Annotated in this window: 25 protein-coding genes; 15 read left to right on the top strand and 10 right to left on the bottom strand. The window is 29.8% G+C overall.

What is annotated here, in order from left to right; translation table 11 throughout:
- Nucleotides 1-17: 17 nt before the first annotated feature.
- The 3 genes from prfH to ACULEV_RS11390 all read right to left on the bottom strand — a co-directional run bounded on the left by prfH (nt 18) and on the right by ACULEV_RS11390 (nt 2,918).
- Nucleotides 18-755: a peptide chain release factor H gene (gene prfH / locus ACULEV_RS11380; protein WP_445455178.1), complete on the bottom strand. Its 738-nt coding sequence runs from the start codon at nt 753-755 to the stop codon at nt 18-20.
- Nucleotides 756-763: 8 nt separating this feature from the next.
- Nucleotides 764-1,309: a hypothetical protein gene (locus ACULEV_RS11385; protein WP_445455179.1), complete on the bottom strand. Its 546-nt coding sequence runs from the start codon at nt 1,307-1,309 to the stop codon at nt 764-766.
- Between the two features lie 217 nt (nt 1,310-1,526).
- Nucleotides 1,527-2,918, bottom strand: coding sequence for an RtcB family protein (locus tag ACULEV_RS11390; protein ID WP_445455180.1), 1,392 nt, complete (start codon nt 2,916-2,918; stop codon nt 1,527-1,529).
- A gap of 452 nt (nt 2,919-3,370) precedes the next feature.
- Between ACULEV_RS11390 and bshC the strand changes: the two genes are divergently transcribed.
- From bshC to ACULEV_RS11435, 9 genes are all read left to right on the top strand, one after another.
- Nucleotides 3,371-4,960, top strand: coding sequence for a bacillithiol biosynthesis cysteine-adding enzyme BshC (bshC, locus tag ACULEV_RS11395; protein ID WP_445455181.1), 1,590 nt, complete (start codon nt 3,371-3,373; stop codon nt 4,958-4,960).
- Between the two features lie 54 nt (nt 4,961-5,014).
- Nucleotides 5,015-5,428, top strand: coding sequence for a hypothetical protein (locus tag ACULEV_RS11400; protein ID WP_445455182.1), 414 nt, complete (start codon nt 5,015-5,017; stop codon nt 5,426-5,428).
- A 90-nt stretch (nt 5,429-5,518) separates the two neighbouring features.
- Nucleotides 5,519-6,370, top strand: a complete 852-nt coding sequence (locus ACULEV_RS11405; protein WP_445455183.1) for a sulfurtransferase — start codon at nt 5,519-5,521, stop codon at nt 6,368-6,370.
- A 15-nt stretch (nt 6,371-6,385) separates the two neighbouring features.
- Nucleotides 6,386-7,021: a hypothetical protein gene (locus tag ACULEV_RS11410; RefSeq protein WP_445455184.1), complete on the top strand. Its 636-nt coding sequence runs from the start codon at nt 6,386-6,388 to the stop codon at nt 7,019-7,021.
- A 361-nt stretch (nt 7,022-7,382) separates the two neighbouring features.
- A complete protein-coding gene (locus ACULEV_RS11415; protein WP_445455185.1) occupies nt 7,383-8,144 on the top strand; it encodes a carbonic anhydrase family protein in 762 nt (253 codons plus the stop codon).
- Nucleotides 8,145-8,309: 165 nt separating this feature from the next.
- Nucleotides 8,310-8,744 (top strand): RrF2 family transcriptional regulator, encoded by a 435-nt coding sequence (locus ACULEV_RS11420; RefSeq protein ID WP_445455186.1) that lies wholly within the window; start codon nt 8,310-8,312, stop codon nt 8,742-8,744.
- A gap of 49 nt (nt 8,745-8,793) precedes the next feature.
- On the top strand, nt 8,794-9,225 hold the full coding sequence (locus ACULEV_RS11425) for a hypothetical protein (protein WP_445455187.1): 432 nt from the start codon (nt 8,794-8,796) through the stop codon (nt 9,223-9,225).
- 2 nt (nt 9,226-9,227) lie between these two features.
- Nucleotides 9,228-9,563, top strand: a complete 336-nt coding sequence (locus tag ACULEV_RS11430) for a cupin (protein WP_445455188.1) — start codon at nt 9,228-9,230, stop codon at nt 9,561-9,563.
- Nucleotides 9,564-9,581: 18 nt separating this feature from the next.
- On the top strand, nt 9,582-11,804 hold the full coding sequence (locus tag ACULEV_RS11435) for a nitric-oxide reductase large subunit (RefSeq protein ID WP_445455189.1): 2,223 nt from the start codon (nt 9,582-9,584) through the stop codon (nt 11,802-11,804).
- Nucleotides 11,805-11,891: 87 nt separating this feature from the next.
- On the opposite strand, the gene ACULEV_RS11440 is transcribed toward ACULEV_RS11435, so the two are convergent.
- Nucleotides 11,892-12,461: a DUF4494 domain-containing protein gene (locus ACULEV_RS11440; protein WP_445455190.1), complete on the bottom strand. Its 570-nt coding sequence runs from the start codon at nt 12,459-12,461 to the stop codon at nt 11,892-11,894.
- A 223-nt stretch (nt 12,462-12,684) separates the two neighbouring features.
- Between ACULEV_RS11440 and ACULEV_RS11445 the strand changes: the two genes are divergently transcribed.
- On the top strand, nt 12,685-13,104 hold the full coding sequence (locus ACULEV_RS11445; RefSeq protein WP_445455191.1) for a nucleoside-diphosphate kinase: 420 nt from the start codon (nt 12,685-12,687) through the stop codon (nt 13,102-13,104).
- Nucleotides 13,105-13,206: 102 nt separating this feature from the next.
- On the opposite strand, the gene ACULEV_RS11450 is transcribed toward ACULEV_RS11445, so the two are convergent.
- Together ACULEV_RS11450 and ACULEV_RS11455 are read right to left on the bottom strand one after the other, a co-directional pair.
- Nucleotides 13,207-14,607 carry an FAD-binding oxidoreductase gene (locus ACULEV_RS11450; RefSeq protein WP_445455192.1) on the bottom strand — a complete coding sequence of 467 codons (1,401 nt, stop codon included), beginning with the start codon at nt 14,605-14,607 and terminating at the stop codon, nt 13,207-13,209.
- 17 nt (nt 14,608-14,624) lie between these two features.
- The gene (locus ACULEV_RS11455) at nt 14,625-15,536 is read right to left on the bottom strand and encodes an AEC family transporter (RefSeq protein WP_445455193.1); all 912 of its coding nucleotides are present in this window, start codon (nt 15,534-15,536) and stop codon (nt 14,625-14,627) included.
- Between the two features lie 103 nt (nt 15,537-15,639).
- On the opposite strand from ACULEV_RS11455, the gene meaB reads away from it, so the two are divergent.
- On the top strand, nt 15,640-16,722 hold the full coding sequence (meaB, locus tag ACULEV_RS11460) for a methylmalonyl Co-A mutase-associated GTPase MeaB (protein ID WP_445455194.1): 1,083 nt from the start codon (nt 15,640-15,642) through the stop codon (nt 16,720-16,722).
- On the opposite strand, the gene ACULEV_RS11465 is transcribed toward meaB, so the two are convergent.
- The 3 genes from ACULEV_RS11465 to ACULEV_RS11475 all read right to left on the bottom strand — a co-directional run bounded on the left by ACULEV_RS11465 (nt 16,723) and on the right by ACULEV_RS11475 (nt 21,316).
- Complete coding sequence (locus ACULEV_RS11465) at nt 16,723-19,830, bottom strand: lantibiotic dehydratase (protein WP_445455195.1); 3,108 nt, start codon at nt 19,828-19,830, stop codon at nt 16,723-16,725.
- Nucleotides 19,831-19,836: 6 nt separating this feature from the next.
- Complete coding sequence (locus tag ACULEV_RS11470) at nt 19,837-21,015, bottom strand: lanthionine synthetase C family protein (RefSeq protein WP_445455196.1); 1,179 nt, start codon at nt 21,013-21,015, stop codon at nt 19,837-19,839.
- Between the two features lie 79 nt (nt 21,016-21,094).
- The gene (locus tag ACULEV_RS11475; protein WP_445455197.1) at nt 21,095-21,316 is read right to left on the bottom strand and encodes a class I lanthipeptide; all 222 of its coding nucleotides are present in this window, start codon (nt 21,314-21,316) and stop codon (nt 21,095-21,097) included.
- Between the two features lie 396 nt (nt 21,317-21,712).
- Here ACULEV_RS11475 and ACULEV_RS11480 point away from each other — a divergent pair, with 396 nt between their 5' ends.
- From ACULEV_RS11480 to ACULEV_RS11495, 4 genes are read left to right on the top strand one after another with little or no spacing between them, the layout of a single operon-like run.
- A complete protein-coding gene (locus ACULEV_RS11480) occupies nt 21,713-22,438 on the top strand; it encodes a hypothetical protein (protein WP_445455198.1) in 726 nt (241 codons plus the stop codon).
- A gap of 3 nt (nt 22,439-22,441) precedes the next feature.
- On the top strand, nt 22,442-23,089 hold the full coding sequence (locus ACULEV_RS11485) for a hypothetical protein (RefSeq protein WP_445455199.1): 648 nt from the start codon (nt 22,442-22,444) through the stop codon (nt 23,087-23,089).
- Nucleotides 23,068-23,871 (top strand): sensor histidine kinase, encoded by an 804-nt coding sequence (locus ACULEV_RS11490; RefSeq protein WP_445455200.1) that lies wholly within the window; start codon nt 23,068-23,070, stop codon nt 23,869-23,871. Before ACULEV_RS11485 ends, ACULEV_RS11490 begins: the two co-directional genes overlap by 22 nt.
- A complete protein-coding gene (locus ACULEV_RS11495; protein WP_445455201.1) occupies nt 23,846-24,484 on the top strand; it encodes a response regulator in 639 nt (212 codons plus the stop codon). Before ACULEV_RS11490 ends, ACULEV_RS11495 begins: the two co-directional genes overlap by 26 nt.
- Nucleotides 24,485-24,486: 2 nt before the next feature.
- Here the strand turns inward: ACULEV_RS11495 and ACULEV_RS11500 are convergent, their stop codons facing one another.
- Nucleotides 24,487-24,714, bottom strand: a complete 228-nt coding sequence (locus tag ACULEV_RS11500) for a hypothetical protein (RefSeq protein ID WP_445455202.1) — start codon at nt 24,712-24,714, stop codon at nt 24,487-24,489.
- Nucleotides 24,715-24,736 lie beyond the last annotated feature (22 nt).

Genomic DNA, 24,736 nt, shown 5'->3' on the forward strand with positions numbered 1-24,736 from the left:
TGATTAGTGAATAGTAATTAGTCGCTATTCCTTAATTCATTTTTATATTTTAAACGTTCTTTTTTGTAGCTTTTATCTACTTTTTGCTTTTTAAAATCTGACCCTTGAAACACGCGAACAGGATTGCCTCTTTCAATTTGCATTTGGTTTGTCCAAGTGTTTTGTTCTTGGTTTTTAAACTGATTCAAATTGTTTTCTTCAATTTTTTGTTTTAAACGCTCGGTTGCTAATTTCTTGTTTTGGTGTTGTGAGCGTGAATCCATTGAAACGACTGCAATGCCAGTTGGAATATGTGTCGCTCTAATTGCTGAACTGACTTTATTCACGTGTTGACCACCTGCTCCTGAACTTCGCATGGCTTGATACTGCACATCTTTTTCATGAAACTTTGTTTCACTCGATTGTGTTACTTCAAAAATCCCTACAAACCAATTCTTCCGTTGGTGAAACTTTCGAAACGTACTTTTTCCAATCCATTGAATGGTTCCTAACCAAGACGTTACAAACTCGTTTGCTTTCTTGCCTTCTATTTGAACAAGTGCTGTTTCTACTGTTCCGTTTTCGCTACCTGCTTCTCGTTGTAAAACTATTGCTTTCAATTGCAACTCGTTTGCTTCTTCCAGCACTTTCTTCAAAACTTGAGCCACGACCCAAGTGCATTCTGCTGGTCCTCTTCCTGAGGTTATTTGTATGAGCCTCACCCCAACCCTCTCTAAAGAAGAGGGAGAATGAGACTTAATATAATTATTGTCCATAATTTTTTCTATTTTGGAATTTCTGAGAGTTCTTTTCTTCCTATTGGATTGATTCCTTTCTCTAAAAACTCTTTTGCTTTTTTTACTGCCCAACATTTATCACTTGAATGTATATTGGAATAAAAACTTAAAAGCATTGCTGGTGCAACTACAGTAAATCCGTTACAATTTTCTGTTTTTAAATCGGTCTTTTCAAAAAAATCTATGGTTACTCTAAACGGTTTTTCTCCATTTCGTTCCACTGTTTTTTCATATCTTCTAAAGTTTTCTTCGCTATACAAATAATCGTATCTTGTCCATACTTTTTCAAAATGATTTTCTAACAAAATTTCCATCACTTTTGAAACGTTATTTGGATGCACAAAAATGTCGATATCTTTATGATCGTGAGCGTGTTTATATTCTTTATGATTGGGTACACTCATGAAGTGCCAAGCCCAACCACCTGAAATAACTATGAAATCTTTTAATAGTCCAAGAATTTTTAATCCTTCCTCTATTCTATTTTGATTCCATAGTTCTCCGTATCTGTTTTTATTATGTGGTGCTCCCATATCCCTTTTTATTATTATAAACATGTCGCTCCTCTGGAGCTTGTTTTGACTTAATCTGTTTTTTTAATTTGATAACAAAAATTCCAATTGTTTCCTATCTAGCCCCGATTGTAGAAAGTAGCTCCCGATGAAAATCGGGACTACTTCGTAAAGCGGGAAAATGGTTGGCTGAAAATGCCCAAGCCATTCGCTCCCAGAAAACAATTTTCTTTTTTTATTATCTATCCATTCGTACTATTTTAGGAGTAAACGTACCTAGAACATCTACCAATTCGGTTTGCAAAGCCATTACTTTGTTGATGTCTTTGTAAGCCATAGGTGCTTCATCGATGCCTCCTCCTATCAACGTTACTTCGTTGTCTGTCAAGACTTTTTTAATTTGGCTTTGTGTAAAACTCGTCTTACACTTGGCTCTCGAGAACAAACGTCCTGCTCCATGAGAAGCTGAATTGAGACTTTCTTCGTTTCCTTTTCCTATTACAATAAACCCTGGTGCAGTCATCGAACCTGGAATGATTCCCAAAACGCCTTTTTGCGCTGGTGTTGCTCCTTTTCTATGCACAATACATTCTTTGCCATCGACGATTTCTTTCCAAGCAAAATTATGGTGATTCTCGATAGTAACCACTACTCTTTTGCCTAAAGCTTTGGCTATTCTTCGGTGAATATCATCGTGACAAGCCTTTGCGTAATCTCCTGCCAAATTCATGGCTAGCCAGTATTCTTGTCCGTCGTGTGTGTTCAAATCGAGCCATGCTAGATGTTGGACATTCTTAGGCAATGGACATTGCTTTGTTGCCAAATAGGTGTAATGTTTTGCAATATTTGCTCCCAAACCTCTTGAACCACTGTGCGATAATACCGCTAAATATTCTTTTGGTTCTAGCTTCCATTCTGGTAAAGGGTTGTCTAATTTTACAATTCCAAATTCTACAAAGTGATTGCCTCCTCCTGACGAACCTAATTGTTTATAGGCTTTGTCTTTTAGTCTTTTTAACAAAGGAATGTCATCAAATTCGTTACGATAAAAGACATCATGATCTGCTTTTATTTTGTGCGTTTCAGTCATACCAAATTTGGTATTGTCTTTTAAAATTGCTTGCAATTGATGGTCTTTTCCTTTCAAAAAAGAGGCTGGCAAATCGAAAATGGATAAGCTCATTCTACAACCTATATCTACTCCTACTCCGTAAGGAATCACTGCGTTTTCAGTGGCTAAAACGCCTCCTATTGGCAATCCGTAACCTGAATGTGCATCTGGCATTAAAGCTCCTTTGACTGCGACTGGTAATTTTAAGGAATCATACAATTGAAACTTGGCTTGTTCGTCGATTTCGTTTTCTCCAAATATGGAAAATGGTGCTCTTGTGCTTCGTAATTGATTGAATTTCACTTGCACTGGATTGACTAATCCTTCTGCTACTTTTCCCCAAGTACCGTGCATTTTGAAATTTTCTGGATGCAACAAAACTTCTTTGGCTTCGTTTAAAATGCTTTCCTTTTTTTCTCTTTTTCTGTATCTATTAATTTGCCCTAGAGCAATATTTATTGAATTGTTCTTTGGGAAACCCAATTTAATTAGGTCTTTCCCAGATAATTTATTTCCCATGAAATTTTTAATTATTGTATAACTGTTCCTTTTCCAAAGTGAATAAAACACATTGAATTAGGTAAAATCAGCATCCTCTTAAAAAAGACGATGTAAAAGTTCGTGTATCGGGAATTTCTGAAGGGTCTAGAATTAAAAAAGCCCGAATCTAATTAGCTTCGGGCTTTTTCATATATTCTTACTTGAATTTTCTATGAATGAAATAAGCCACGAAGAAAAGCATAACCAGTATCTACTGACGTGTTGCTTTGGAAGTATGAATTGTATAATGTCATTTTTCTTCGTTTTTAAAATTGTTATTTTTTCTGAGCACAAATTTTTGTAATTATTTTTTACAATTCCAAATTTATTTTCAAAAAAAATATTTTAGTAGTATAAAAACTATATTAAGTGAATGTTAAAGCCTTAAGAATGTTATTCAAATTTCTCTATTTTTACAAAAATTTTAACCTATGCCAACCGACTGTATCAGCTATCAAAATTCAGGATATTTTTCTAACTTAATGATCGATTATCTAAATGAAAAAAAAGAACTGAGGCAGCTATACAATCACTTTCCAAAGTTGGAAAACTTTAAAGCGCAACTTACTGAAAAACAAGCTAATTTCCCTTTTGAAAATAGAAAAATTTTAGTTTCTGCATTAGAAAAACAATATGAAAATTTTGTCATTTCTGAAACTACATTAAACCACATCAAACTTTTAAACGATTCCAACACTTTTACCATTACAACTGGTCATCAATTGAATTTATTTACTGGTCCTTTGTACTTTTTATATAAGATTATTTCTACCATTAATTTGTGTAAAGAATTAAAAAATAATTATCCGAAAAATAATTTTGTTCCTATTTATTGGATGGCAACTGAAGATCATGATTTTGAAGAAATTAATTATTTCAACCTGAATGGAAAAAAAATCCAATGGAAAAAAGACAGTTTTGGACCTGTTGGACGATTGTCTACTGAAGGTTTGGAAGTTGTTTTTGAAGAATTTTCGAAAGCAATTGGTATTAGTGAACATGCCAACTATTTAAAAGATTTGTTTCAAAAAGCCTATTTAGAACATACTAATTTAGCCGATGCAACTCGTTTTTTGGCAAACGAATTATTTAAAAAGGAAGGTTTAGTGATTATTGATGGTGATGATAAAAACTTGAAACCACTTTTTATTCCTTTTGTAAAAGAAGAATTATTACATCAAACGTCGAGTGAGGAAGTTTTAAAAACAAATGAGCATTTAGCCGATTATAAAATTCAAGTTAATCCAAGAGAAATTAACTTGTTTTATATTGAAGATGATTTGAGAGAAAGAATCGTCTTTGAAAACAATCAATACAGTGTTTTGAATACCAAAATGACTTTTTCAGAAACAGAAATTCTTGCCGAATTAGAAAATCATCCTGAAAAGTTTAGTCCGAATGTGATTTTGAGACCTTTGTATCAAGAAGTTATTTTACCCAATTTATGTTATATAGGTGGTGGTGGAGAATTGGCTTATTGGTTGGAATTAAAATCTAATTTTGAAGCAAATAAGATTACTTTTCCAATGCTTTTATTGCGTAATTCGGTTCTATTGGCTACTGAAAAACAAGTGCAAAAAGCAGATAAATTAGCCTTAAATTGGGCTGATTTATTTAGTACTCAAAATGATTTATTGACGAACAAAACTAAAGAATTATCTCAATTTACTATTGATTTTTCGGAACAAAAAACTTTTTTGCAACAACAATTTGTTGGTTTAAGAGAAATGGCAAAGCAAACTGACAAATCGTTTACAGGAGCTGTTGAAGCGCAAGAAAAAAAACAATTAAAAGGTTTAGAGAACTTAGAAAAACGCTTACTAAAAGCAGAAAAAAGAGTTTTAGCTGAAAAACTAGAACGAATGACTGCTTTGCAAAATGAGTTGTTCCCAAACCAAACACTTCAAGAACGAAAAATTAATTTCTCTGAATTCTATGCTGAATTTGGACCAACTTTAATTGAAAAACTTTTGGAAGCGTTGAAACCTTTGGAACAGGAGTTTAATGTGGTGGTTTTGTGATGCTATTTCAATAAATTATGCTCGTATATAAAAGGAAATAAACCCAACTGAGATATGAAAACAAAAAACCAATTTAAATTTCTAACAATGTTTATTTCAACTTATTTATTTTTTTCGTTTACAGAAAACTATAAACATGAAAATAATACTATTTTATTTGGAAAATGGAGAGTTTCAGGTATGTTTTGCTCTGAAAGAGAAGAAGTTCCTGAAGGTTTTTCCTTTACTTTTTATGAAAATGGAAGAGGTTGTGTCGAATACCAAAAAATAATAGAAAAAGATGTTTTTAATTGGCAAACAAATTCAGACACATTAAAACTGAATTTCGAAGATAATAACGGCATTAAAAATATTCTTTTTAAAGACAACCAATTTATTTTTAGAAAATTACCTCATCATAAAACACATGTTGAACTGAGATATTTAGATTTTAAAAAATGTGGTTTAGAATTGGAGTTTTTAGAATAACAAAACTAACTCCAAAAGTTTTTTTTCAAATTAAAATATTAAATTCAAAAAATGCTTTTAAATACTTAATTTATATAATCACTACACAATATGAAACAACAACTTCCTCCTCTAATATCCGCAACAGAACTCCTAACATTACACCAAACCTCATCTATCGTACTAATAGATGCTAGTAATGGTAAAAATGCGTATGATAACTATTTAGATAGTCATTTACAAGGAACTTTATTTGTCGATTTGAATACGCAATTGGCAGACATAAAAGAAGACGTTTCCATGGGTGGTCGTCATCCTTTGCCAACTGTTGAACAATTTTCAAAAATACTTTCTGATTTAGGCATTACTCCTGAAAGTCATGTTGTAATTTATGATGATAAAAATGGAGCGAATGCAGCGGCTCGTTTTTGGTGGATGTTGAAAGCGATTGGTCATGAAAAAGTACAGGTTTTAAATGGTGGAAAAATTGTAGCTGAAGCTGTTAGTTTTCCTTTAGCCAAAGGAATTGAAACGGTTGAAAAAGTTGGGCTTTATCCTATTAAGGGTTGGCAATTACCTCAAGTTACGATGGATGAAGTTGAAAAAGCTTCACAAAGTAAAAACCATATTATTATCGACGTAAGAGAAACACCACGTTACAAAGGTCACATTGAACCATTAGATTTAATTGCTGGTCATATTCCAAATGCTGTTAATGTTCCCTTTTCTACTAATTTGGATGAAAATGGTTTGTTTTTGTCTCCTTCAACATTGAAAGAAAAATACGAAACTGTCTTTCATGATATTCCTGTAGAAAATCGGATTGTGCATTGTGGTTCTGGTGTTACGGCTTGTCATACCCTTTTAGCTATTGCAAGTGCTGGTTTAGATATTCCAAAGTTATATGTAGGTTCGTGGAGTGAATGGTCAAGAAATAGGAAGGAAGTTGTGACTGAGGAGTAAGAAAAATATAAATTCATGAAACATTTAAAAACGCTTCTTCTATTCCTTTTGATATTTACTTCATGTACATCCAAAAAAACTGTTACTGGCTTATATGGCAAATGCGGCAAAGGGTATTATGCTTGTAATCAAATATTGCTCAAATCTGATAACACTTTTGAATATTTTGTTTTTATGGATGTTGGTGGAAAAAATATTATTAAGGGGAATTGGATACAAATTGCAAAAGATAGTATTAAGCTAAATACATTTAATCAACCAAAAACACCACAAACAACCATCAAGGGCTCGATAAATCCTAGTAGAAATAATTCTATTAAAATCAAACTAATTGATTCAGCTTTACCAATCGCTTCTGCATTTATTGTGGTAAATGATCAACTAAATGGGAAAGCAACTAATATAGAAGGTGATGTAGAACTTGAGGTAAAAAAATTAAAAACAATAACTTATTATTATTTAGGCCGAGAAGAAACTATAATGATTGATAATCCAAATTATAATGAAATTGAAATTCTAATTAAAGACATAGATATAACTGGATTTCCTAAATACTTTACTAATCAAATAATTTTGGTACAAAGCCAAAAACTATATCTAAATGATTTATTATCATTGAAGAAAACTAGAATTCAAAACAAACAGTGGTAAAAAACCTGATTCAAAACAATTCAAATCAGTGCTTTAAAAAATTAAACTACAAATTAGCAATACTGATTTTGTTATCTTATTTTAGTGATTAAGATTGCTAGTTTAGAAATTCCAAAGTTATATGTAGGTTCGTGGAGTGAATGGTCAAGAAATAATAAGAAAATTGTAACTGAGGAATAAGATTCTTTTCAACTTTGTAGAATAATCTAATATGCTTGAAATAATTAACAATAGCGTTCAAATACAAATAAACATTTCATTTTCAATACAAAACAGGTAATTCTACCTGTATTTTTTATTCATTTATGAGTTAATTTTGAATGGAGTAATTTTCATAAACAAACATTTAAAAATAAACATCATGAATGGAATGATTAAAAAAACAACATTTTTAGTACTAAGCTTTTTAATTATGAGCTGTGGTAATTCAAAAGAAGAGAAAGAAGAGAAAGAAGAAAATAAAGAAACTTCAACTTCAGAAGTCGTTCAACCTGTAGAGACTGTTTTAACAGCTGAACAACAAAAAGCATTAAATCCTGACGAAGTAATCCAACGTTTAAAAGACGGGAACTTACGTTTTGTTTCTAATGATAGGACTTTACGAAATCATTCTGCTCAAATAAGAAATAGTATTAATAGTCAATTTCCAAAAGCTGTGATTCTATCATGTTTAGATAGTCGTGTACCTGTTGAGGATGTATTCGATCAAGGAATTGGAGATATATTTGTTGCTAGAATTGCTGGTAATTTTGCCAATACAGATATTTTAGGCAGTATGGAATTTGCTTGCAGTGCGTCTGGATCAAAAGTAATCTTAGTTTTGGGTCATGAACATTGTGGTGCTATAAGACATGCCATTATGAATACTGAATTAGGAAATATCACTAGTATGCTTGCAAATATAAGACCTGCAATTGATTTAGTTACTGATTTTGAAGGAGAGAGAGTTGCTACAAATCAAGATTTTGTACACGAAGTATGCGTAAGTAATATTAAGAACACTATCAACTACATTAGAAACAATAGTCCTATTTTGAAAAAAATGGAAGAAAACCCTGATAGTTTAAAAATTATTGGTGCAGTTTATAATATGAGTACAGGTGAAGTGGAATTTATAGAATAATTGAATCCAAAAAGTCAAACAAAAATACTATGGTTTAAAGATTAATAGCTATTAAATATTGTATTCAATTGCCAATTTATAGAATATTTACTTTTTAAAAAACATACCGGATATTTTTATCCTTTATAAAAAAATTATATCTTTGCAGTATTAAATCAATAAGCTATGTTTTCTAAATCATGTGAATACGGATTGAGGGCAATAATTTATATTGCCCAACAAACCGAGCAGAACAATAAAGTAAGTTTAACTACTATATCTGAAGCTATTGATTCTCCACAAGCATTTACAGCTAAAATTTTACAACAACTTACAAAAAATAATGTAGTTACATCTATAAAAGGTCCTTATGGTGGTTTTATTATAGAAAAAAAGAAAATGAAAACCGTTAAGCTTGGTGAAATTGTTAAGATAATAGATGGTGATTCTATTTATACAGGTTGTGGTCTAGGTTTGACACAATGCAATGCAAACTCTCCTTGTCCTCTCCATTTTAAATTTATAGCTATTAGAGAGCAACTAAGAGAAATGCTAGAAAGTACTTCTTTAGAAATGCTGGTTAAAGATATGAATGCTCAAAATTTCTATTTAAAACGATAACTTTTTTAAAACCCAAATAAAAGATAAAAAGGTCTTTTACTACTTTAATATGAAAACTAAACTAAAAATAACAATTGCTATCATCTTCATTTGGATAGGTTTTGTTTGTGCGATTAGCTTTATGGAAGCTTGGTTAAAATTTAGAGCACCAAATATTACAACTGCTCTTGGTTTAGGAATTGGACAACTTGTATTTGGTGCACTCAACAAGGTTGAATTATTCTTGAGTAGTAGTATTATAATCTTATCTGCATTCCGTTTAAAAAATAGTAAAATACTCAATCTATATTTTGTTATCGCTTTAGTAATTCTCTTATTACAAACCTTTTGGATATTACCCGAATTAAATGAAAGAGCTACCAAAATTATACAAGAAATTACAGTACCAAAAAGTCAATTTCACTTTGTTTTTGTAGCACTAGAAATCATAAAAGTGGTATGTCTCTTTTTATTTGGTAGAAATCAATTTAAACAATTATAATAATGAAAAAAACGTCGCTTATAGAAAACTGTGTCTATAATGAATTAAAACCTGTAATATCAGTACTTTTAGAAACAGAGACTTCAAAAGAAATTAGAATTTTACTTCAAAAAGATCAAATAATGAAAGCACATAAAGCTCCTTTTCCAATTGTGATAGAACTGTTTGAAGGAGCAATTCAATTTGGTATAGACACTACAAAACATCAATTAAAAAAGGGAGACATCATTTCTCTTGAAGCCAATGTAGTTCATGATTTAACAGGTATTGAAGATTCAATCATTCGATTAACATTACACAAAAAAGACACAATTGAACGTGTTAACAAAGTACTTTAAAAACTTAAAAAGAAGAAAATGAAAAAAATATGGCTTGCATTTATTAGTGTTGTTGTACTATCCTTCATTGCACTAATTTGGGTGGGAACAGAAATCTATCAAACCCAACCTCCTATTCCTGAAATAGTAGTAATAAAAAACTCTAAGGAAGTGGTTTACACCAAAGAAGATATACAGATAGGTCAAAACGTTTGGGAATCTATTGGTGGTATGGAAGTGGGTTCAATATGGGGACATGGCAGTTATGTGGCTCCAGATTGGACAGCAGATTGGATTCATAAAGAAGCAGTTTTTATGCTAGATGCTTGGGCTAAAAATAATTTTAACATGCCGTATGACCAACTAGATACTGAAAAAAAAGCTGCTTTAAAAGCAAGGTTAATTCAACATATTAAAACGAATACTTTTGATGCTTCCACGAATACTATTACCATATCACAAGAACGTTATGAAGCCATTCAAAGTAATATAAAACATTATACAAAAATATTCTCTGAAGGAAAAACCGAATATGCTATTCCAAAAGGAGCATTAGTTGACAAAGAAAAGTTAGCACAATTGAATGCTTTTCTTTTCTGGACGTCTTGGGCAGCAAGTACTAATCGACCTAATCACGACTATACCTATACTTCCAATTGGCCACACGAACCATTAATTGATAACAATATTACTGATGATTCGATAATTTGGTCAGGATTATCAATCGTTTTGTTATTGCTCTTCATTGGAATACTTACTTATTATTATTTATTAAATCATGAAAAAGGAGATTTAATCGATAAACCTGAAAGTGATCCGTTAACAAATTTGAAATTATTTCCTTCACAAAAAGCAATTTTGAAGTACTTTATTGTGATTTCATTATTAATTGGCTTACAAGTTATCTTAGGAATAATCACAGTACATTACACTGTGGAAGGTCAAGCGTTCTTTGGCTTTGACTTGGCAAATTATCTTCCCTATTCTATTTCTCGAACTTGGCACACACAATTAGCAGTATTTTGGATTGCAGCGACTTGGTTAGCGACAGGTTTATTTTTAGCTCCAATGATTTCAGGTAAAGAAATGAAATACCAAGTTTTTGGAATTAACTTCCTTTTTGTAGCCTTATTAATTATTGTTTTAGGTTCTATGTTAGGAGAATGGCTTGGTGTACATCAATTTTTAGATTTAACTACCAATTTCTTCTTTGGTCACCAAGGGTATGAATATATGGATTTAGGTCGTTTTTGGCAATTATTCCTTGCGGTTGGATTAGTGCTTTGGGTAATTATGGTAAGTCGTCATATTCTTTATGGTATTCGCAAAAATGACGAATCAAAAGACTTATTGATTATCTTATTAGTATCTGTAATGGCAATTGGTATGTTCTTCTTTTCTGGACTAATGTATGGAGAAAACAGTAGTTTACCAGTAATCAATTACTGGAGATGGTGGTTGGTACATTTATGGGTAGAAGGTTTCTTTGAAGTATTTGCTACTGTAGTTATTGCTTTCATTTTCTCTCGAATGAAAATTATTTCAACAAAAACTGCTGGAAGAGTTTCTATTGCTTCTGCAACAATTTTTTTAGCGGGTGGAATTATTGGAACATTACATCATTTATATTTTTCTGGAACACCGATACAAGCCATTGCTTTAGGTGCCACATTTAGTGCTTTGGAAGTAGTTCCGCTTACTTTAATGGGTTTTGAAATTAGAGAAAACTGGAATCTCTTAAAAAGTAAAGCATGGATGCAAAAATACAAATGGCCTATCTTTTTCTTTATAGCAGTTGCGTTTTGGAATTTTGTAGGTGCTGGAGTTTTTGGTTTCTTAATTAATCCGCCTATTGCATTGTATTATATTCAAGGATTAAACACAACAGCGGTTCATGCCCACACTGCTTTATTTGGAGTTTATGGAATGTTAGGAATGGGATTTATCCTTATCTGCTTACGCTTCTATTCAGACCGTGCTTGGGAAAGTACAAAGCTAAAAAGAGCTTTTTGGTGTTTAAACATCGGACTTGTTGCAATGGTGATTTTCAGTTTGCTTCCAATTGGTATTATTCAAGCTTATGCGTCGATAACAAAAGGATATTCTTTTGCAAGAGATTCAGATTTGTTATATTCACCAACAGTGCAAACCTTAAAATGGTTACGTATGATTGGTGATATTATTTTCTCTGTGGGTATTTTCTACTTCTGCTGGTTTACGGTAAGTGAAACTATTTATAACTTTAAAAGAAAAGAAAAATAAAAACACGTATTATTATTCTTTACAAAATTATTATAAACACAACCTCATTTATTTCTTTTAAATGAGGTTGTGTTTTAAAAACTTATTTTACATCTCCATATCTTCTTCCATAATAACTTCGGTATCAACTTCTTCAATATCTAATGGATCTTCCATTTCATTCACTTCCAACTTAGATGCTTTAATAGCATTGAATTTTTCTAATTGTTCCATAGCTCCTTCTTCTCCACTAAAATATGGAAAAACATCCATTATTGGTGATTCTGAAATAGCAGGAATAGTGTAATCACCCATAGTGTTTTTCATGGCATGAATGGTATTGTCATAGGCCTCTTTTACATCATTGGCTTGTACCAATAAATAAATACTCGTTTTTCTTTCTTTTCCACTTTCTTCATCATAAGCTACCAACGAAACTTTGGATTTGAACCAACGATCTGCATTTTCAAAAGGATGAATTTCTGCATAATTTGCAAATTTTATATTGGTAATCTTAAATTCTTCACTTACATAAGCTGCCATTTCTTCATTAATTCTTCTTTCAGCTTCTGTATAAGAAATTGCATCTACTAAGTACGGTTCTGTTGTAACTTTTTGAACTCCATTCTCATCAATTTTTCTATATTTTACTTTACATTCATACCAAATTGCACTCATAATTCTATTTTTTTAAGGATGCCAAAGATAATTTTTAAACAAAAATAAACGTTACTATTTCGCAAATAGATATTCACAATTTTGAATATTGCTTTTTAATGAGAAAACTTTAATCTTTTTAAAATTGATAGAAGATAAAAAAACAAATAGTTTTTATAAATCCTTTTAAACTAATAACAAAAAGACTACTTTTGCACCAAATTTAAAAAAATAGATAAACGTTATGGCAACGAATAGAACTTTTACAATGATTAAACCAGATGCTGTTGAAAACGGACATATTGGTGGTATTTTAAACATGATTACTGAAGGTGGTTTTAAAATTATTTCTTTAAAATTAACACAATTAACTGTTGCAGATGCTCAGAAATTTTATGCAGTACACAGTGAAAGACCTTTCTATGGTGAATTAGTAGAATTTATGTCAAGAGGACCTATTGTTGCTGCTATCTTAGAAAAAGAGAATGCAGTTGAAGATTTTAGAACATTAATTGGTGCTACTAATCCTGCTGATGCTGCTGAAGGAACTATTCGTAAGAAATATGCAAAATCTATTGGAGAAAATGCAGTTCATGGTTCAGATTCTGATGAAAATGCTGCTATTGAAGGTGCTTTCCATTTTGCTGGAAGAGAGCAGTTTTAATTTTTAATACTATTAGTGTTCAGTTGCAATTAGTAATTATGCTGATTGTTTATAAATAAAAAAATACCGTTTTTAAATTTAAAAACGGTATTTTTTATTGTGTTAACTATTTGGAAGTATTTTTCCAGGATTCATAATATTATTGGGGTCAAATAATCGTTTAATACCTTTCATTAATTCTAATTCCATTTTACTAAAAGCAAGTGGCATAAAATCTTTCTGAACATAACCAATTCCGTGTTCGCCTGAAAGTGTTCCTTTTAATCTTACTGTTAATTCAAATATTTCAATAATTCCTTTTGGTACCTCAGTTATCCAATTTTCATCTATCATATTACCTTTTACAATATTAATATGTAAATTTCCATCACCAGCATGACCATAACAGATTGTTTTAAATCCATATTTGTCTCCTGCATCTTTAACACCTTTTAATAAAGTTGGTAATTCATACCTTGGTACAACTGTATCCTCTTCTTTATAAACAGAATTTGATTTTACAGCTTCACCAACTGCCCTACGTAATTTCCATAATGCATTTTTTTGGTCTTCAGAATCGGCAAATAACACCTCATCAATTTCAAATTGTTCTAATACTTCTGTAATTTTTTCTGCTTCTTGAAACAAAACCTCCGTATAATTACCATCTACTTCTATTAATAAATGAGCTTGAATTTCGTCTTTAATAACCACACTCACGCCATCAACATATTTCATTGTCCAATCTATCGCATCCCTTTCCATAAATTCCAAAGCACTTGGTACAATTCCTGCTCTAAAAATAGCAGAAACTGCTTCACAAGCTTGTTCCGATTTATAAAACGGAACTAACATTAGTACATTATAATTCACTTTAGGAATTAATTTTAATACTATTTTAGTAATAATTCCAAGTGTTCCTTCGCTTCCAACCATTAGTTGGGTCAAATTATAACCAGTTGAATTTTTTAAGGTATTTGCTCCTGTCCAAATAATTTCGCCTGTGGGTAAAACTACTTCTAAATTTAATACATAATCTTTAGTTACCCCATATTTTACAGCTCTAGCTCCACCCGAATTTTCTGCAATATTTCCTCCTATCCAACAGCTTCCCATACTACTTGGATCGACAGGATAAAACAACCCTTTTTCAGCTACGGCATCTTTTAAAACCTGTGTTATTACTCCTGGTTCAACTATTACTTGAAGATTTTGCTCATCTATGTTTATAATTGTATTAAATCGTTCCATAGAAAGTCCTATTCCTCCATAAATACTCAAGGCTCCACCACTTAAACCCGTTCGAGCACCAATTGGAGTAACTGGAATTTTATGTTCGTTTGCCAATTTCATTATAGCCGAAACTTCTTCGACTGTTGCTGGTTTTACTACTACATTTGGAGGGAAATTATAATCTTCGGTTTCATCATGACCATAATTTTTTCTCGTTTCTTCATCTGTAAAGACAAATGAGGAACCAGATATATTTGAAAGTAGTGTAACTATTTTTGCACTTAAAGACATAAAAAATAATTTATATATTAAACTGTGTTGAGAATCAAATACCAAAAAGCCAAAGTTAAAAACGACAACGGAATTCCTATTCCTATCATCATGCTGCCTAATTTTGGTTTTAAACCATAACTAGAAGCTAAAATCACTCCTGTAATCATAGGTGCCATAGCCGCTTCCATTATAGAGACATCTATCATTACTCCTGAAGCTTTAAAAATTTTTAGATATAAAATATAAAAAAACAATGGTGTAATTAGTAACTTAAAAAATAATCCTAAACCTAGGAATTTCCAATGTTTACTTCTTCTTTCGATTTTTAATTGTAACCCAACAGCTACTAAAGCTATTGGTGTAACAGTATCTCCAATTCTTTGGAACACATTTTGAAGTAAAACAGGAAAATCTAGAGTAATAAAATTCATTACTAAAGCAATTGAAAAAGCAATAAAGGGAGGAAAAAATGCTATCTTTAATACCATTGCTTTAGCACTTAACGTTTCTCTTGAAAATAAAGTAGCTACAATAATTCCTAAAGTTGCCATTACAACAAATGAACCTGGTTGATCTACTATAATTGCAGTTTCTAATCCATTGCTCCCATACAAAGCTTCAATTACTGGAAATCCTACAAATGAAGTATTTCCTAAACCAGCGGTTATGATTAAACAACCCGTTAATTTTTTAGACCAACCATAATATTTTCCTAATGAATAAAAGAATAAAAATGACAAACCAAAACCTAACCAAGCAATTCCTAAAGGATACAGTAAAGCAGTTGAAATTTCAATTTTTGGGATATAATATAAACCTAAAGCTGGCAAAGACACATAAATAACAAATTGATTTAGAGAAATGTGCATATTTTTGGGAAAGGCTTTTACAAACTGAAAAGCTACTCCTATAAACATACAAATAAATAATAAAACAATATTGTCCATACTTTTCACTAAAAAACACAAAGGTAAAAGCATTATTTGATTATTAACTTGAAACTCGTTTTTTTTCAAAAAAATTGTACTTTTACACAAAGACTTATTCCTATTGGCAACTTCAAAAAACAAATCGGCTTTATCAGAAATTAATGGTGTTAACCCACCAGATTCGGTGAGTAGTTCGGTAGCTAAAAACATTCAGCAGTTTAGAAAAAAACAACCTTCTGCTACTGAATTAATAACTGCTATTAAATCTGGAGACAAAATTGCTTTGAGTAGAGCTATTACATTAATTGAGAGTACAAATACGGAGCATTTGGCTAAAGCAAATGAAGTTATTCAAGGTTGCTTGCCTTACGCTAATCAATCTGTCCGAATAGGAATAACAGGTGTTCCAGGTGTTGGGAAAAGTACTTTTATAGAAGCTTTTGGTAAATATCTAACTTCTTTAGGAAAAAAAGTCGCTGTTTTAGCAGTTGACCCAAGTTCTTCTATTAGCCACGGAAGTATTTTAGGGGATAAAACTAGAATGGAAGAATTGGTTAAAGATGAAAATGCTTTTATTCGACCAAGTGCTTCTGGTGATAGTTTAGGTGGTGTTGCAAGAAAAACACGTGAAGCTATTATTTTATGTGAAGCTTGTGGTTTTGATACTATTATTATAGAGACTGTTGGTGTTGGTCAAAGTGAAACCGCAGTTCACAGCATGGTTGATTTCTTTTTATTACTTAAAATTGCAGGAGCTGGTGATGAACTGCAAGGTATTAAAAGAGGTATTATGGAAATGGCTGATACCATTGTTATTAACAAAGCAGATGGCGATAATGTTGCTAAAGCGAAGCTAGCCAAAACCGAATTTAATAGAGCTTTACATTTATTTCCTGCCAAAAAAAGTGGTTGGATTCCAAAAGTAACTACTTGTAGTGCTATTACAAAAGAAGGTATTGCTAGCGTTTGGCAAATTATTTCGGATTATTTTGAAATGGTAAAAATGAATGATTTTTTCCAGACAAAAAGACAAGAACAAAATCAGTTTTGGATGATGGAAACAATTAATGAACAATTGAAATCTAATTTTTATAATCATCCTGAAATTATAAAATTATTAGAATTAAATAAAAAAGCAGTACAAAACAATGAAATTTCACCTTTTGCAGCTGCTAAAATTTTATTAGAACACTATTATAAATAATTATGCTAATTGTTTTTTAACTGCATATTTTTTTCTTGCTAATTGTCCTTTGTAATGTCTTGATAACAATTCGTAAACAACAAATTCATTGGTTCTGTTTCTTCCCATAAATAATCTATCTAAATTCATGTGTAATAAACTAGCTACTAAATTAGTTATACTTACTTGTAATTGATTTTCTTTTTCAAATTGTCTTAATTGCTTGATTAATTTCATGTTTAATAAGCTCCTTGTTTCTATCAGTTCAATAATTGGATAAAAATCTTCTTCTTCATTTACTTCCTCTAAAATTTTATCCATCTGATTTCTAAGATTCCTATACTTGATATTTAATGCTACTTTTAAGGTTTGATGTCCTCCATGTTCTTTAAAAAATGAAGTACTAAATGTATCAATAAGCTCATACTTTTGATTTAAATTAAACCCAAAATCGTCTAAAAAAGCATCTACCGACCGAATTGCCATTTGCCATCGAATAGCTCCACCGCTTTCTGTATCAAGTAAGTCTAACATTCCTACAACAAATTTACTATCAGCATAAAAAAACTTTTCAGCAAGTTCCATAGTAGTATCTCCATATCTATCTAACTCACGTTTATAAGTGTCGTTTTGAATTTTTGAAATACTCTTTTGATTGACAAGTGGTTCCAATTCTGCATTAATATATTGCAAAATGTGACCATATTTATTTAAATCTGTAATATGCAATCTAAACCTTAAATGAGTTTCTGGGTCTGAATATCGTATAAAAAACCATTGATCAATTATTTTCTCTTCTAACAGTTTTTCGGTAATTTTTTTTATTTTTTCTGTTAATATATAATCGGCTGTTTTTGCTCCGCAGTATATTTTATAATAAAGCCATTCACTTCCAATTGAAAATTGCTGTTTTGTATTAAACTTCAACTGGAAATCATTTTCAATGGGATGATTTTCTTTTTGTTCATTTAAAATGATTGCAATACATTCATTTGTATACATTTCATTATTGGTATCTTTTACTAATGCATTTTCGCTAGTAAATAAATATTCTTCTACTATTAATTCTTTATTCTTTTTAATGATATCAATAAAAGTATCTATCGCAATTGGATTTTTTGTATCTATTAATAATTCATTATCACTTTGAACTATTAAGAAAACATCTGGAAGTTCTATTCTTTCTTTGAGTTTAAAAAAGTATTTATGTTTTTCAGCAGTTGTTCTTTTTTTATCTTTAAATGGTTCTAACTCTTTTTCTTTAAGTTGCCATTTAGCAGCACTTAAAATTGTGTTTTTGTATTCCACTCTTGGTAAAAAATCAAATTGATTAGAGAGTATACCCCAGTGAAATCCTATGTAAGATTTTGAGAAATATTGCGTTTGCAAATCACATAGAAAATGATAAGCTGGCAAACTATTAAATCCAAAATTATGAGCGTTTCCTAGACGAGGAATGATTTCTTTTTGCAACCTTTTATCAAATAATATGACCTTATTGTTTCTTATTTTTATATAAAGATCTTCCATTTTTATCTGAAAATCATGAGCAACAGCACTTTTTGCTAAATAGGGTATTTCGTATTTTCTAAAAGCTGGTCTAGCTAAAATATTACCTGTTCTACTTTCTGGCAAATGCACTATTTCAGCAAGAATTTTATTTGGAAACTGTTCTTGTTCAAATTTTGAGATTGAATTTACTATTTCATTTAACATTTCATTTCCTTCAGCAAATCTTCCCAATAGATTAATAGCACTACTTCCTCCTGCTCCATTTATATATATTCTATTTGCATTGGCATCTAATAGTTTAAACATTGCTGAAAATGAAGAAGGCAAATTATCATTTGAAAAATCTATAGTAGGGAAATCTTCTTCCGAAATTTGGATACATTTTTTCTTTTCTTCTCTACTTTTTGTTAATAGTTGAAGTAAACAAGATTGCAATAAATTCCATTTTAGTTGGCTTTCTTGGTTTCTAACTTGATATGGAATATCTTCAATTAAATCATTAATTCCATCATATGTTGTTTCTAGATATCCTATTCCTGTTTCTACATCAAGCGCTACTAATAAAGGTATAGCATCATCTTCAAAACGGTCATGAAAACGTTTTTTGAAACTTTCTAATTTTTCATTAACTATTACTGGAGTAATTTTATTTAAAAATTGTAAAGTGTCTTTTAATTGCTCTTGGATTTTTATGTCTATCTGTGATTGTATTGTTTGTTTGTATAAATCAGTTTGAAATAGGTTGGTTTCACTTAAATTGGGCAACACTACCTTTAGTTGTTCATGGATTTTTTTATATGATTCAACTTCATTTAGAATATTTTTATCTATTTTTTTGATGGAATAATCCACAGTAGTCAAAATGTTTATTATCTGTAATAAATTAGAATCTCCATTTTTAGTATATATTTCTTTTAATTTATTAAAGACAGAATCGAAATGGTTTATTCCAGTTATAGTTGGTTCTAGTTCACTAACCAAAATTTGAGATTCTATTAACTCTTGTACAAAACTTAAGGCTTCATCTTGAGTTATTTCGTCATTAATAAGTAAATTAATTAACGCTTCAACAGTTAATCCTTTACTTGATTGTTTTAAAATATATTCTAAATACTCTGAATAATCTACTTTACAAATTTTATGAAATCGTTTGGTATTTATGTAATAATATTCAATATATCTGTAATTTTCTCCTACTTGGTAAATACTTGTGTTTGGAGAAAACTTTAAATGCTTTTTTATATTTTCTAATTTGGTTAATTCTTGTACTAATAAATTCAGTACGTTCATATCTAATCGTGTACTACGAATTAATGTTTCTTCCAAATTTGAGTTTAACAAAATTCTACTTTCATTTTGCCATTCTCCTATGCCTAATCCAGCAAATAACCCAAAAGGTGTACAACGTTGACTAGCTCTAGACTGATATTTATATAAAGATACTTCTAATTTTTTTAATTCTTTTTCCGTTTCAATTGGCTTAACGCAATGCTTTTTATATTCATCATGTAAAACAGGTGTTGATATATATAATGCTTCGGAAAACACTGAATCATCCGTTTTTTTATTAACTGGAATTAATGGTGTTCTAAATATAAATTGTGGTAAAAATTTCATAATTTTCTAACTTAATAATAAACATTTGTCCCAATTCAAATCTTCTATATCCTCTGTTAAGAACCCTAACATTGCTAATCCTATTCCTGTTGTTCCATCTAATAAACTAACATCTAGACACCATCCTTTTATTCCATGAAATGATTTGAAATTTTCTAGATTATTTTCTCCTTCCAATTTTATAAATGTTTGTTCTAACCAATACCAACGTGTTTTATCAAATTCTTGAATTCCAGTTTCTTTATAAAATCTATTAAAGATATGAGCTAATCCAGATGTGCCATGACATAAAGCTGCATCAACAACTAAGTTTTCTTTTAAATTTCTTCTCTTTGAAGTATGCAACATTATTTGAATAGCTTCTTCTTTCCATTCTTCATTATTAAATATCTTTCCAGCTTGCCAAAAAGCAAATGCCACACCAATATCCCCATAACACCAAGCTAATCTTGATCTATATTCAATTTCATAACCCACTTTTACAACACTAGGATATAGAGAAAGTGTAGCTGTTGTGGATTTATAGGATTTGATTAATTTTAAAATATTTCCAACGATTTCTTTACTTTCTGGAATATTAATTTTAGATAAAATAATTACTACTGATGGCAAACCATGAGATAAACTTAAATTAATATCAGTATTATCAGCAATAACTTTGTTAACTTCAAAAAGACTCATCCAATTATCATAATAATTTCCTTTATTATTAGATTTCAATCCTTTCAAAAAATCTGTTGTTAAGTTTGCAACAAATTTTTTGCCTAATAATTTTTCACAACTATTTGCTACAAATAAAAGCCCTAATGAGCCATGCAGAAAATCATAATTAGTAATTTGGTTAAAATTCTTGCTATTTAAAAACAATAAATCTTTAACTTCTTCTTTAATAGTTGGTAATAAATTTTCAATTAAATTCATTTCAATTAAATAATTTAACAACCAAATATTTCCTGGAATTCCTTCACTAAAAGTAACTTTTTTAGATTCTTGAAAATGTTCTAAAAAGTCAATTAGTTTATTTTCAAAAATACTCTGATTCATTTCTGTTAATTCTAATTTAACATACAAATAATGAAACAACAAAAATCCTCCATGAGTATAATACAAATTATATTCTGATTCTTTCAGCAATTGTAATTTCGTTTGAAGTAAAAAAACCGAATCTTTGACTTTCTGTAACATAATTCTTAATTAAGAGTAAAAGAGGCTAATACAAATATCAGCCTCCCATTATCTGACTTTCTAATAAAAATCAAATAATTTATTTACCATAGTTTAATCTCGAAGGTATACCTTCAACACAACTAAAGCCTTCACAATGACAGGTATTATGAGTCCCAACAGCCCATGCCATAGAACCTCCTCCATTTTCATAATTTGATGGTAATGCTCCTCCATTAACTTCTTTCATTTGATCCTGACTTAATTTAGCCACTGTTTCTTTGTTCAGGTTTAATTTTCCTGAGAATTTAAGTTTTTTCATGATTAAAATTTTTAAAATTAATATTGTTTATTTCGTTACGTGAACTAATCGGATTATAGGGTTTACTCCCAAACATGTATGTGCACGTACATGTATTTTTATAATTCGTTCTATTATTATATCAATAAGACAAGTTAAATGTTACCTTATTTGATCCATTAAATTATTTATAACATCTCTCCTATTAATTAAGTGTAGGATTTCCAAAATCATTACCCAATTTTCTTTTTATTTTTTTTCACCTAGTCATTTTAAACATACATAATCCACAAAAGCTTAAAAAAAAGGTTATTTAACCCTAATAAAAAGCGTTTATCAACTTTTAATAAAAATTTTTAAGAGTTGTTTCTTTGTAATGAATAAAAAAGTAATTTCATAAACTTAAAAACAAACATTATGACAACTGGACTTTTAATTGCATTAGTAATTGTCTTTGGAGCTTATATTTATAAGTTTCCTCCTAAAAAAACACTAACCTCACCAAACTCTAATAAAATTTGCATGGATTATAGTGGAGAAAACATGAACGAATTATCTGTAGATTTAATTCATACAATGGTAAAGGGATATCAAAGCAATCAATTAGATTACATTAATACTTGTTCTCGCTTTTTACCTAAGGAAGACGCTCATTCAATCTGGTTTGAATTAGAAACCTTAAAAAAATTCATTTATCATATTGAAAAAACTACTCTTAATAAAGCAACAACAGTAAAAGAGTTAAAAAGTATGAATATAACTAAAGAAAAATTAGGTATTCGCATTTACTATGCAGCTTATCCTGATCGTGAAAATTGGAAAAAGCATACCGATTTAGATGTATTCATAGGTGATGATGAAAAAGAACAATATGGAAATTTACATACAGTGGTTATGATACCTACATTAGATATAAATGGCTCAGGTGAAATGTATGATTTTAATCCCTTAGATCCAATTACCTATTCAGGTGGCTTATTTGATCGTCCAGGTTACACTTTTAATACTAATACTAACACCAAAACATCTGCTTTATCTGGTATAGTAGAACGTTCTAATACTAATTCGAATTTAAGTACTGGAGCACAAAATCACGGAAGTTTAATTCCTCCAGCAACTTCAAATGGTGTAGAAGGCTTTTAATATATGTATCAATATCAACCTGAAATAAGTACATTGCTATTATGGATTCAATTTTTGACAGCTATAATAGCAATTGCATATTATAAAAAAGTAAAAGAATCTTATTGGAAGTGGTTTATCATCTATCTTATCTATGTGTTTTTAATAGAAAAATTTGGTGATATATTATTTCGATTTATCCATTTAAAAAAAGAAAATTATTTTGCTTTTATTGGAATTCCTATAGAATTCATTTTCTTTTATTGGTTGTATGCAATGCAATCATTAAAAAACAAAAAAATATTTTATAGTTTTTCATTTATATACTTTTTATCTTTCATTCCAGTTGAATCATTTTTTGAAAAAATAAAAATTGTTTATTCATTCAATTATACTATTGGTTCGTTTTTACTAATGATACTTGTTTTTTTAGAATTTAAAAAGCAAATACAAAATGATGATATACTAACATTCCAAGAAAATAAAATGTTTTATATTAACATTGGAATTATGCTATTTTATGTTGGAACATTACCTTTTTTTAGCTTGTATCATCTATTATTGAAAGAGCCTGAAATTTGGAATATCTATTATCTTTATTTTTTAATTTCTAATTGTATTATGTATTTATTATTTACAGCTTCGTTTATATGGGGAAAACAGAAATCATAGTAACTATTATCATTTTTAATTTCTTTTTTATTTTGTTTATTATTGGGATAATCGTTTTCATCAAACAATATAAATTAAAAAAGAAAGAACATGATGATAAGTTACAAAACCAACAAAGAGAACACCAACAAGAATTGTTAACTACTCAGTTAGAAATTCAAACACAAACTATGCAATATATAGGAAGAGAAATTCATGATAATATTGGCCAGAAATTAACTTTAGCTAGTTTATATACACAGCAATTAGCTTATGAAAACAAAGCACCTCATATTAATGAAAATATTGAAAATATAAGCACTATAATTAATGAATCTCTTAGTGAATTAAGACAATTATCTAAATCATTAACTGATGATAGCATTGAACAAAATCCCATTGATGAATTACTTGAAGACGAATGCAAAAAAATTAATGAATTAAAAAAATGTACTGTTCATTTTTTATATACTCCAAAAATTGATATTCCAGTTTACCAAACTAAAAGTATCTTATTAAGAATTACACAAGAGTTTTTACAGAATAGTATTAAACATTCAAAATGCAAGAACATTACTGTTTCATTTAAAAAAGCCAATAATTCAATTGAATTGATATTAGAAGATGATGGTGAAGGTTTTGATTTTACACAAAATCAATCTAATGGAATAGGTTTACTTAATATGAAGAAAAGAGCAACAATGATTGGAGGAACTTATTCTTTAGAAAGTCATTTAAATACTGGCACAAAACTAACTATAAAAATACCCTTTCAAAATGAAAAAATCGATAGTTGTGGTTGATGATCACATTTTAATAGCAAACGCTTTAAGTAGCATCATCTCTAATTTTGAAGAATTTGAGGTTCTTTATGTTTGCGAAAATGGGTTAGAATTTAAAGATAAAATAACTCAAAATCCAATTCCTGATATAGTTCTTCTTGATATTAGTATGCCAATAATGGATGGATTTGAAACTGCCAATTGGCTAAAAAAAGATTACCCAAATACTTTAATTATGGCTTTGAGTATGCAAGATGACGAACAAAGTTTAATTAAAATGATAAAAAATGGAGCCAAAGGATATATGTTAAAAAATGCGCATCCAAAAGAACTTGAAGAAGCTTTACATAAAATTCTAAAAAACGGACAATATTTTCAAGAATGGGCTACTAGTAAAGTTCTTTCAACTTTACATAACAACAATAGCCATTCAAATGAAATAAAAATATCTGATAGAGAAAAAGAATTTCTAAAATATACCGTTACCGAAATGACCTATAAAGAAATAGCGGAAAAAATGTTCTGTAGTCCTAGAACTGTTGAAAATTATAGAGATAGTCTATTTGAAAAATTAGAATTAAAAACAAGAGTAGGTCTTGCCGTTTATGCTATAAAAAATGGATACGAAGAGTAAAATTACTCTTCATATCGTTCCATTTCTCTATCATAAAATTCTCCTGCAAGCGTAATTAAATGCTCCATCTCTGATTCTAATTCTTTCTCATCTTCATCTTCAATATCTTCTAAAAACTCCACTTCATCATCTTTTAAATTGATTATAAACTGAGGAAATTCTAAATGGATGATGAAAATATCATCTGGGAAATCGGAATTGTCTGCAATGACAAATTTTGGTAAATTCATTTTATTGTATTTGATTATGAAT

Source organism: Flavobacterium sp. HNIBRBA15423 (genome assembly GCF_052655965.1).

What these genes read in the sequence shown, in the direction of transcription:
- ACULEV_RS11440 (WP_445455190.1), bottom strand. Translation starts at nt 12,461, where the DNA reads ATGAGTGCAATTTGGTATGAATGTAAAGTAAAATATAGAAAAATTGAT.
- ACULEV_RS11465 (WP_445455195.1), bottom strand. Translation starts at nt 19,830, where the DNA reads ATGAAATTTTTACCACAATTTATATTTAGAACACCATTAATTCCAGTT.
- ACULEV_RS11410 (WP_445455184.1), top strand. Translation starts at nt 6,386, where the DNA reads ATGAAACATTTAAAAACGCTTCTTCTATTCCTTTTGATATTTACTTCA.
- ACULEV_RS11385 (WP_445455179.1), bottom strand. Translation starts at nt 1,309, where the DNA reads ATGGGAGCACCACATAATAAAAACAGATACGGAGAACTATGGAATCAA.
- ACULEV_RS11455 (WP_445455193.1), bottom strand. Translation starts at nt 15,536, where the DNA reads ATGGACAATATTGTTTTATTATTTATTTGTATGTTTATAGGAGTAGCT.
- prfH (WP_445455178.1), bottom strand. Translation starts at nt 755, where the DNA reads ATGGACAATAATTATATTAAGTCTCATTCTCCCTCTTCTTTAGAGAGG.
- ACULEV_RS11480 (WP_445455198.1), top strand. Translation starts at nt 21,713, where the DNA reads ATGACAACTGGACTTTTAATTGCATTAGTAATTGTCTTTGGAGCTTAT.
- ACULEV_RS11490 (WP_445455200.1), top strand. Translation starts at nt 23,068, where the DNA reads ATGGGGAAAACAGAAATCATAGTAACTATTATCATTTTTAATTTCTTT.
- ACULEV_RS11405 (WP_445455183.1), top strand. Translation starts at nt 5,519, where the DNA reads ATGAAACAACAACTTCCTCCTCTAATATCCGCAACAGAACTCCTAACA.
- bshC (WP_445455181.1), top strand. Translation starts at nt 3,371, where the DNA reads ATGCCAACCGACTGTATCAGCTATCAAAATTCAGGATATTTTTCTAAC.
- ACULEV_RS11390 (WP_445455180.1), bottom strand. Translation starts at nt 2,918, where the DNA reads ATGGGAAATAAATTATCTGGGAAAGACCTAATTAAATTGGGTTTCCCA.
- ACULEV_RS11425 (WP_445455187.1), top strand. Translation starts at nt 8,794, where the DNA reads ATGAAAACTAAACTAAAAATAACAATTGCTATCATCTTCATTTGGATA.
- ACULEV_RS11435 (WP_445455189.1), top strand. Translation starts at nt 9,582, where the DNA reads ATGAAAAAAATATGGCTTGCATTTATTAGTGTTGTTGTACTATCCTTC.
- ACULEV_RS11430 (WP_445455188.1), top strand. Translation starts at nt 9,228, where the DNA reads ATGAAAAAAACGTCGCTTATAGAAAACTGTGTCTATAATGAATTAAAA.
- ACULEV_RS11450 (WP_445455192.1), bottom strand. Translation starts at nt 14,607, where the DNA reads ATGTCTTTAAGTGCAAAAATAGTTACACTACTTTCAAATATATCTGGT.
- ACULEV_RS11485 (WP_445455199.1), top strand. Translation starts at nt 22,442, where the DNA reads ATGTATCAATATCAACCTGAAATAAGTACATTGCTATTATGGATTCAA.
- ACULEV_RS11445 (WP_445455191.1), top strand. Translation starts at nt 12,685, where the DNA reads ATGGCAACGAATAGAACTTTTACAATGATTAAACCAGATGCTGTTGAA.
- ACULEV_RS11420 (WP_445455186.1), top strand. Translation starts at nt 8,310, where the DNA reads ATGTTTTCTAAATCATGTGAATACGGATTGAGGGCAATAATTTATATT.
- ACULEV_RS11400 (WP_445455182.1), top strand. Translation starts at nt 5,015, where the DNA reads ATGAAAACAAAAAACCAATTTAAATTTCTAACAATGTTTATTTCAACT.
- ACULEV_RS11495 (WP_445455201.1), top strand. Translation starts at nt 23,846, where the DNA reads ATGAAAAAATCGATAGTTGTGGTTGATGATCACATTTTAATAGCAAAC.
- ACULEV_RS11415 (WP_445455185.1), top strand. Translation starts at nt 7,383, where the DNA reads ATGAATGGAATGATTAAAAAAACAACATTTTTAGTACTAAGCTTTTTA.
- ACULEV_RS11500 (WP_445455202.1), bottom strand. Translation starts at nt 24,714, where the DNA reads ATGAATTTACCAAAATTTGTCATTGCAGACAATTCCGATTTCCCAGAT.
- ACULEV_RS11475 (WP_445455197.1), bottom strand. Translation starts at nt 21,316, where the DNA reads ATGAAAAAACTTAAATTCTCAGGAAAATTAAACCTGAACAAAGAAACA.
- ACULEV_RS11470 (WP_445455196.1), bottom strand. Translation starts at nt 21,015, where the DNA reads ATGTTACAGAAAGTCAAAGATTCGGTTTTTTTACTTCAAACGAAATTA.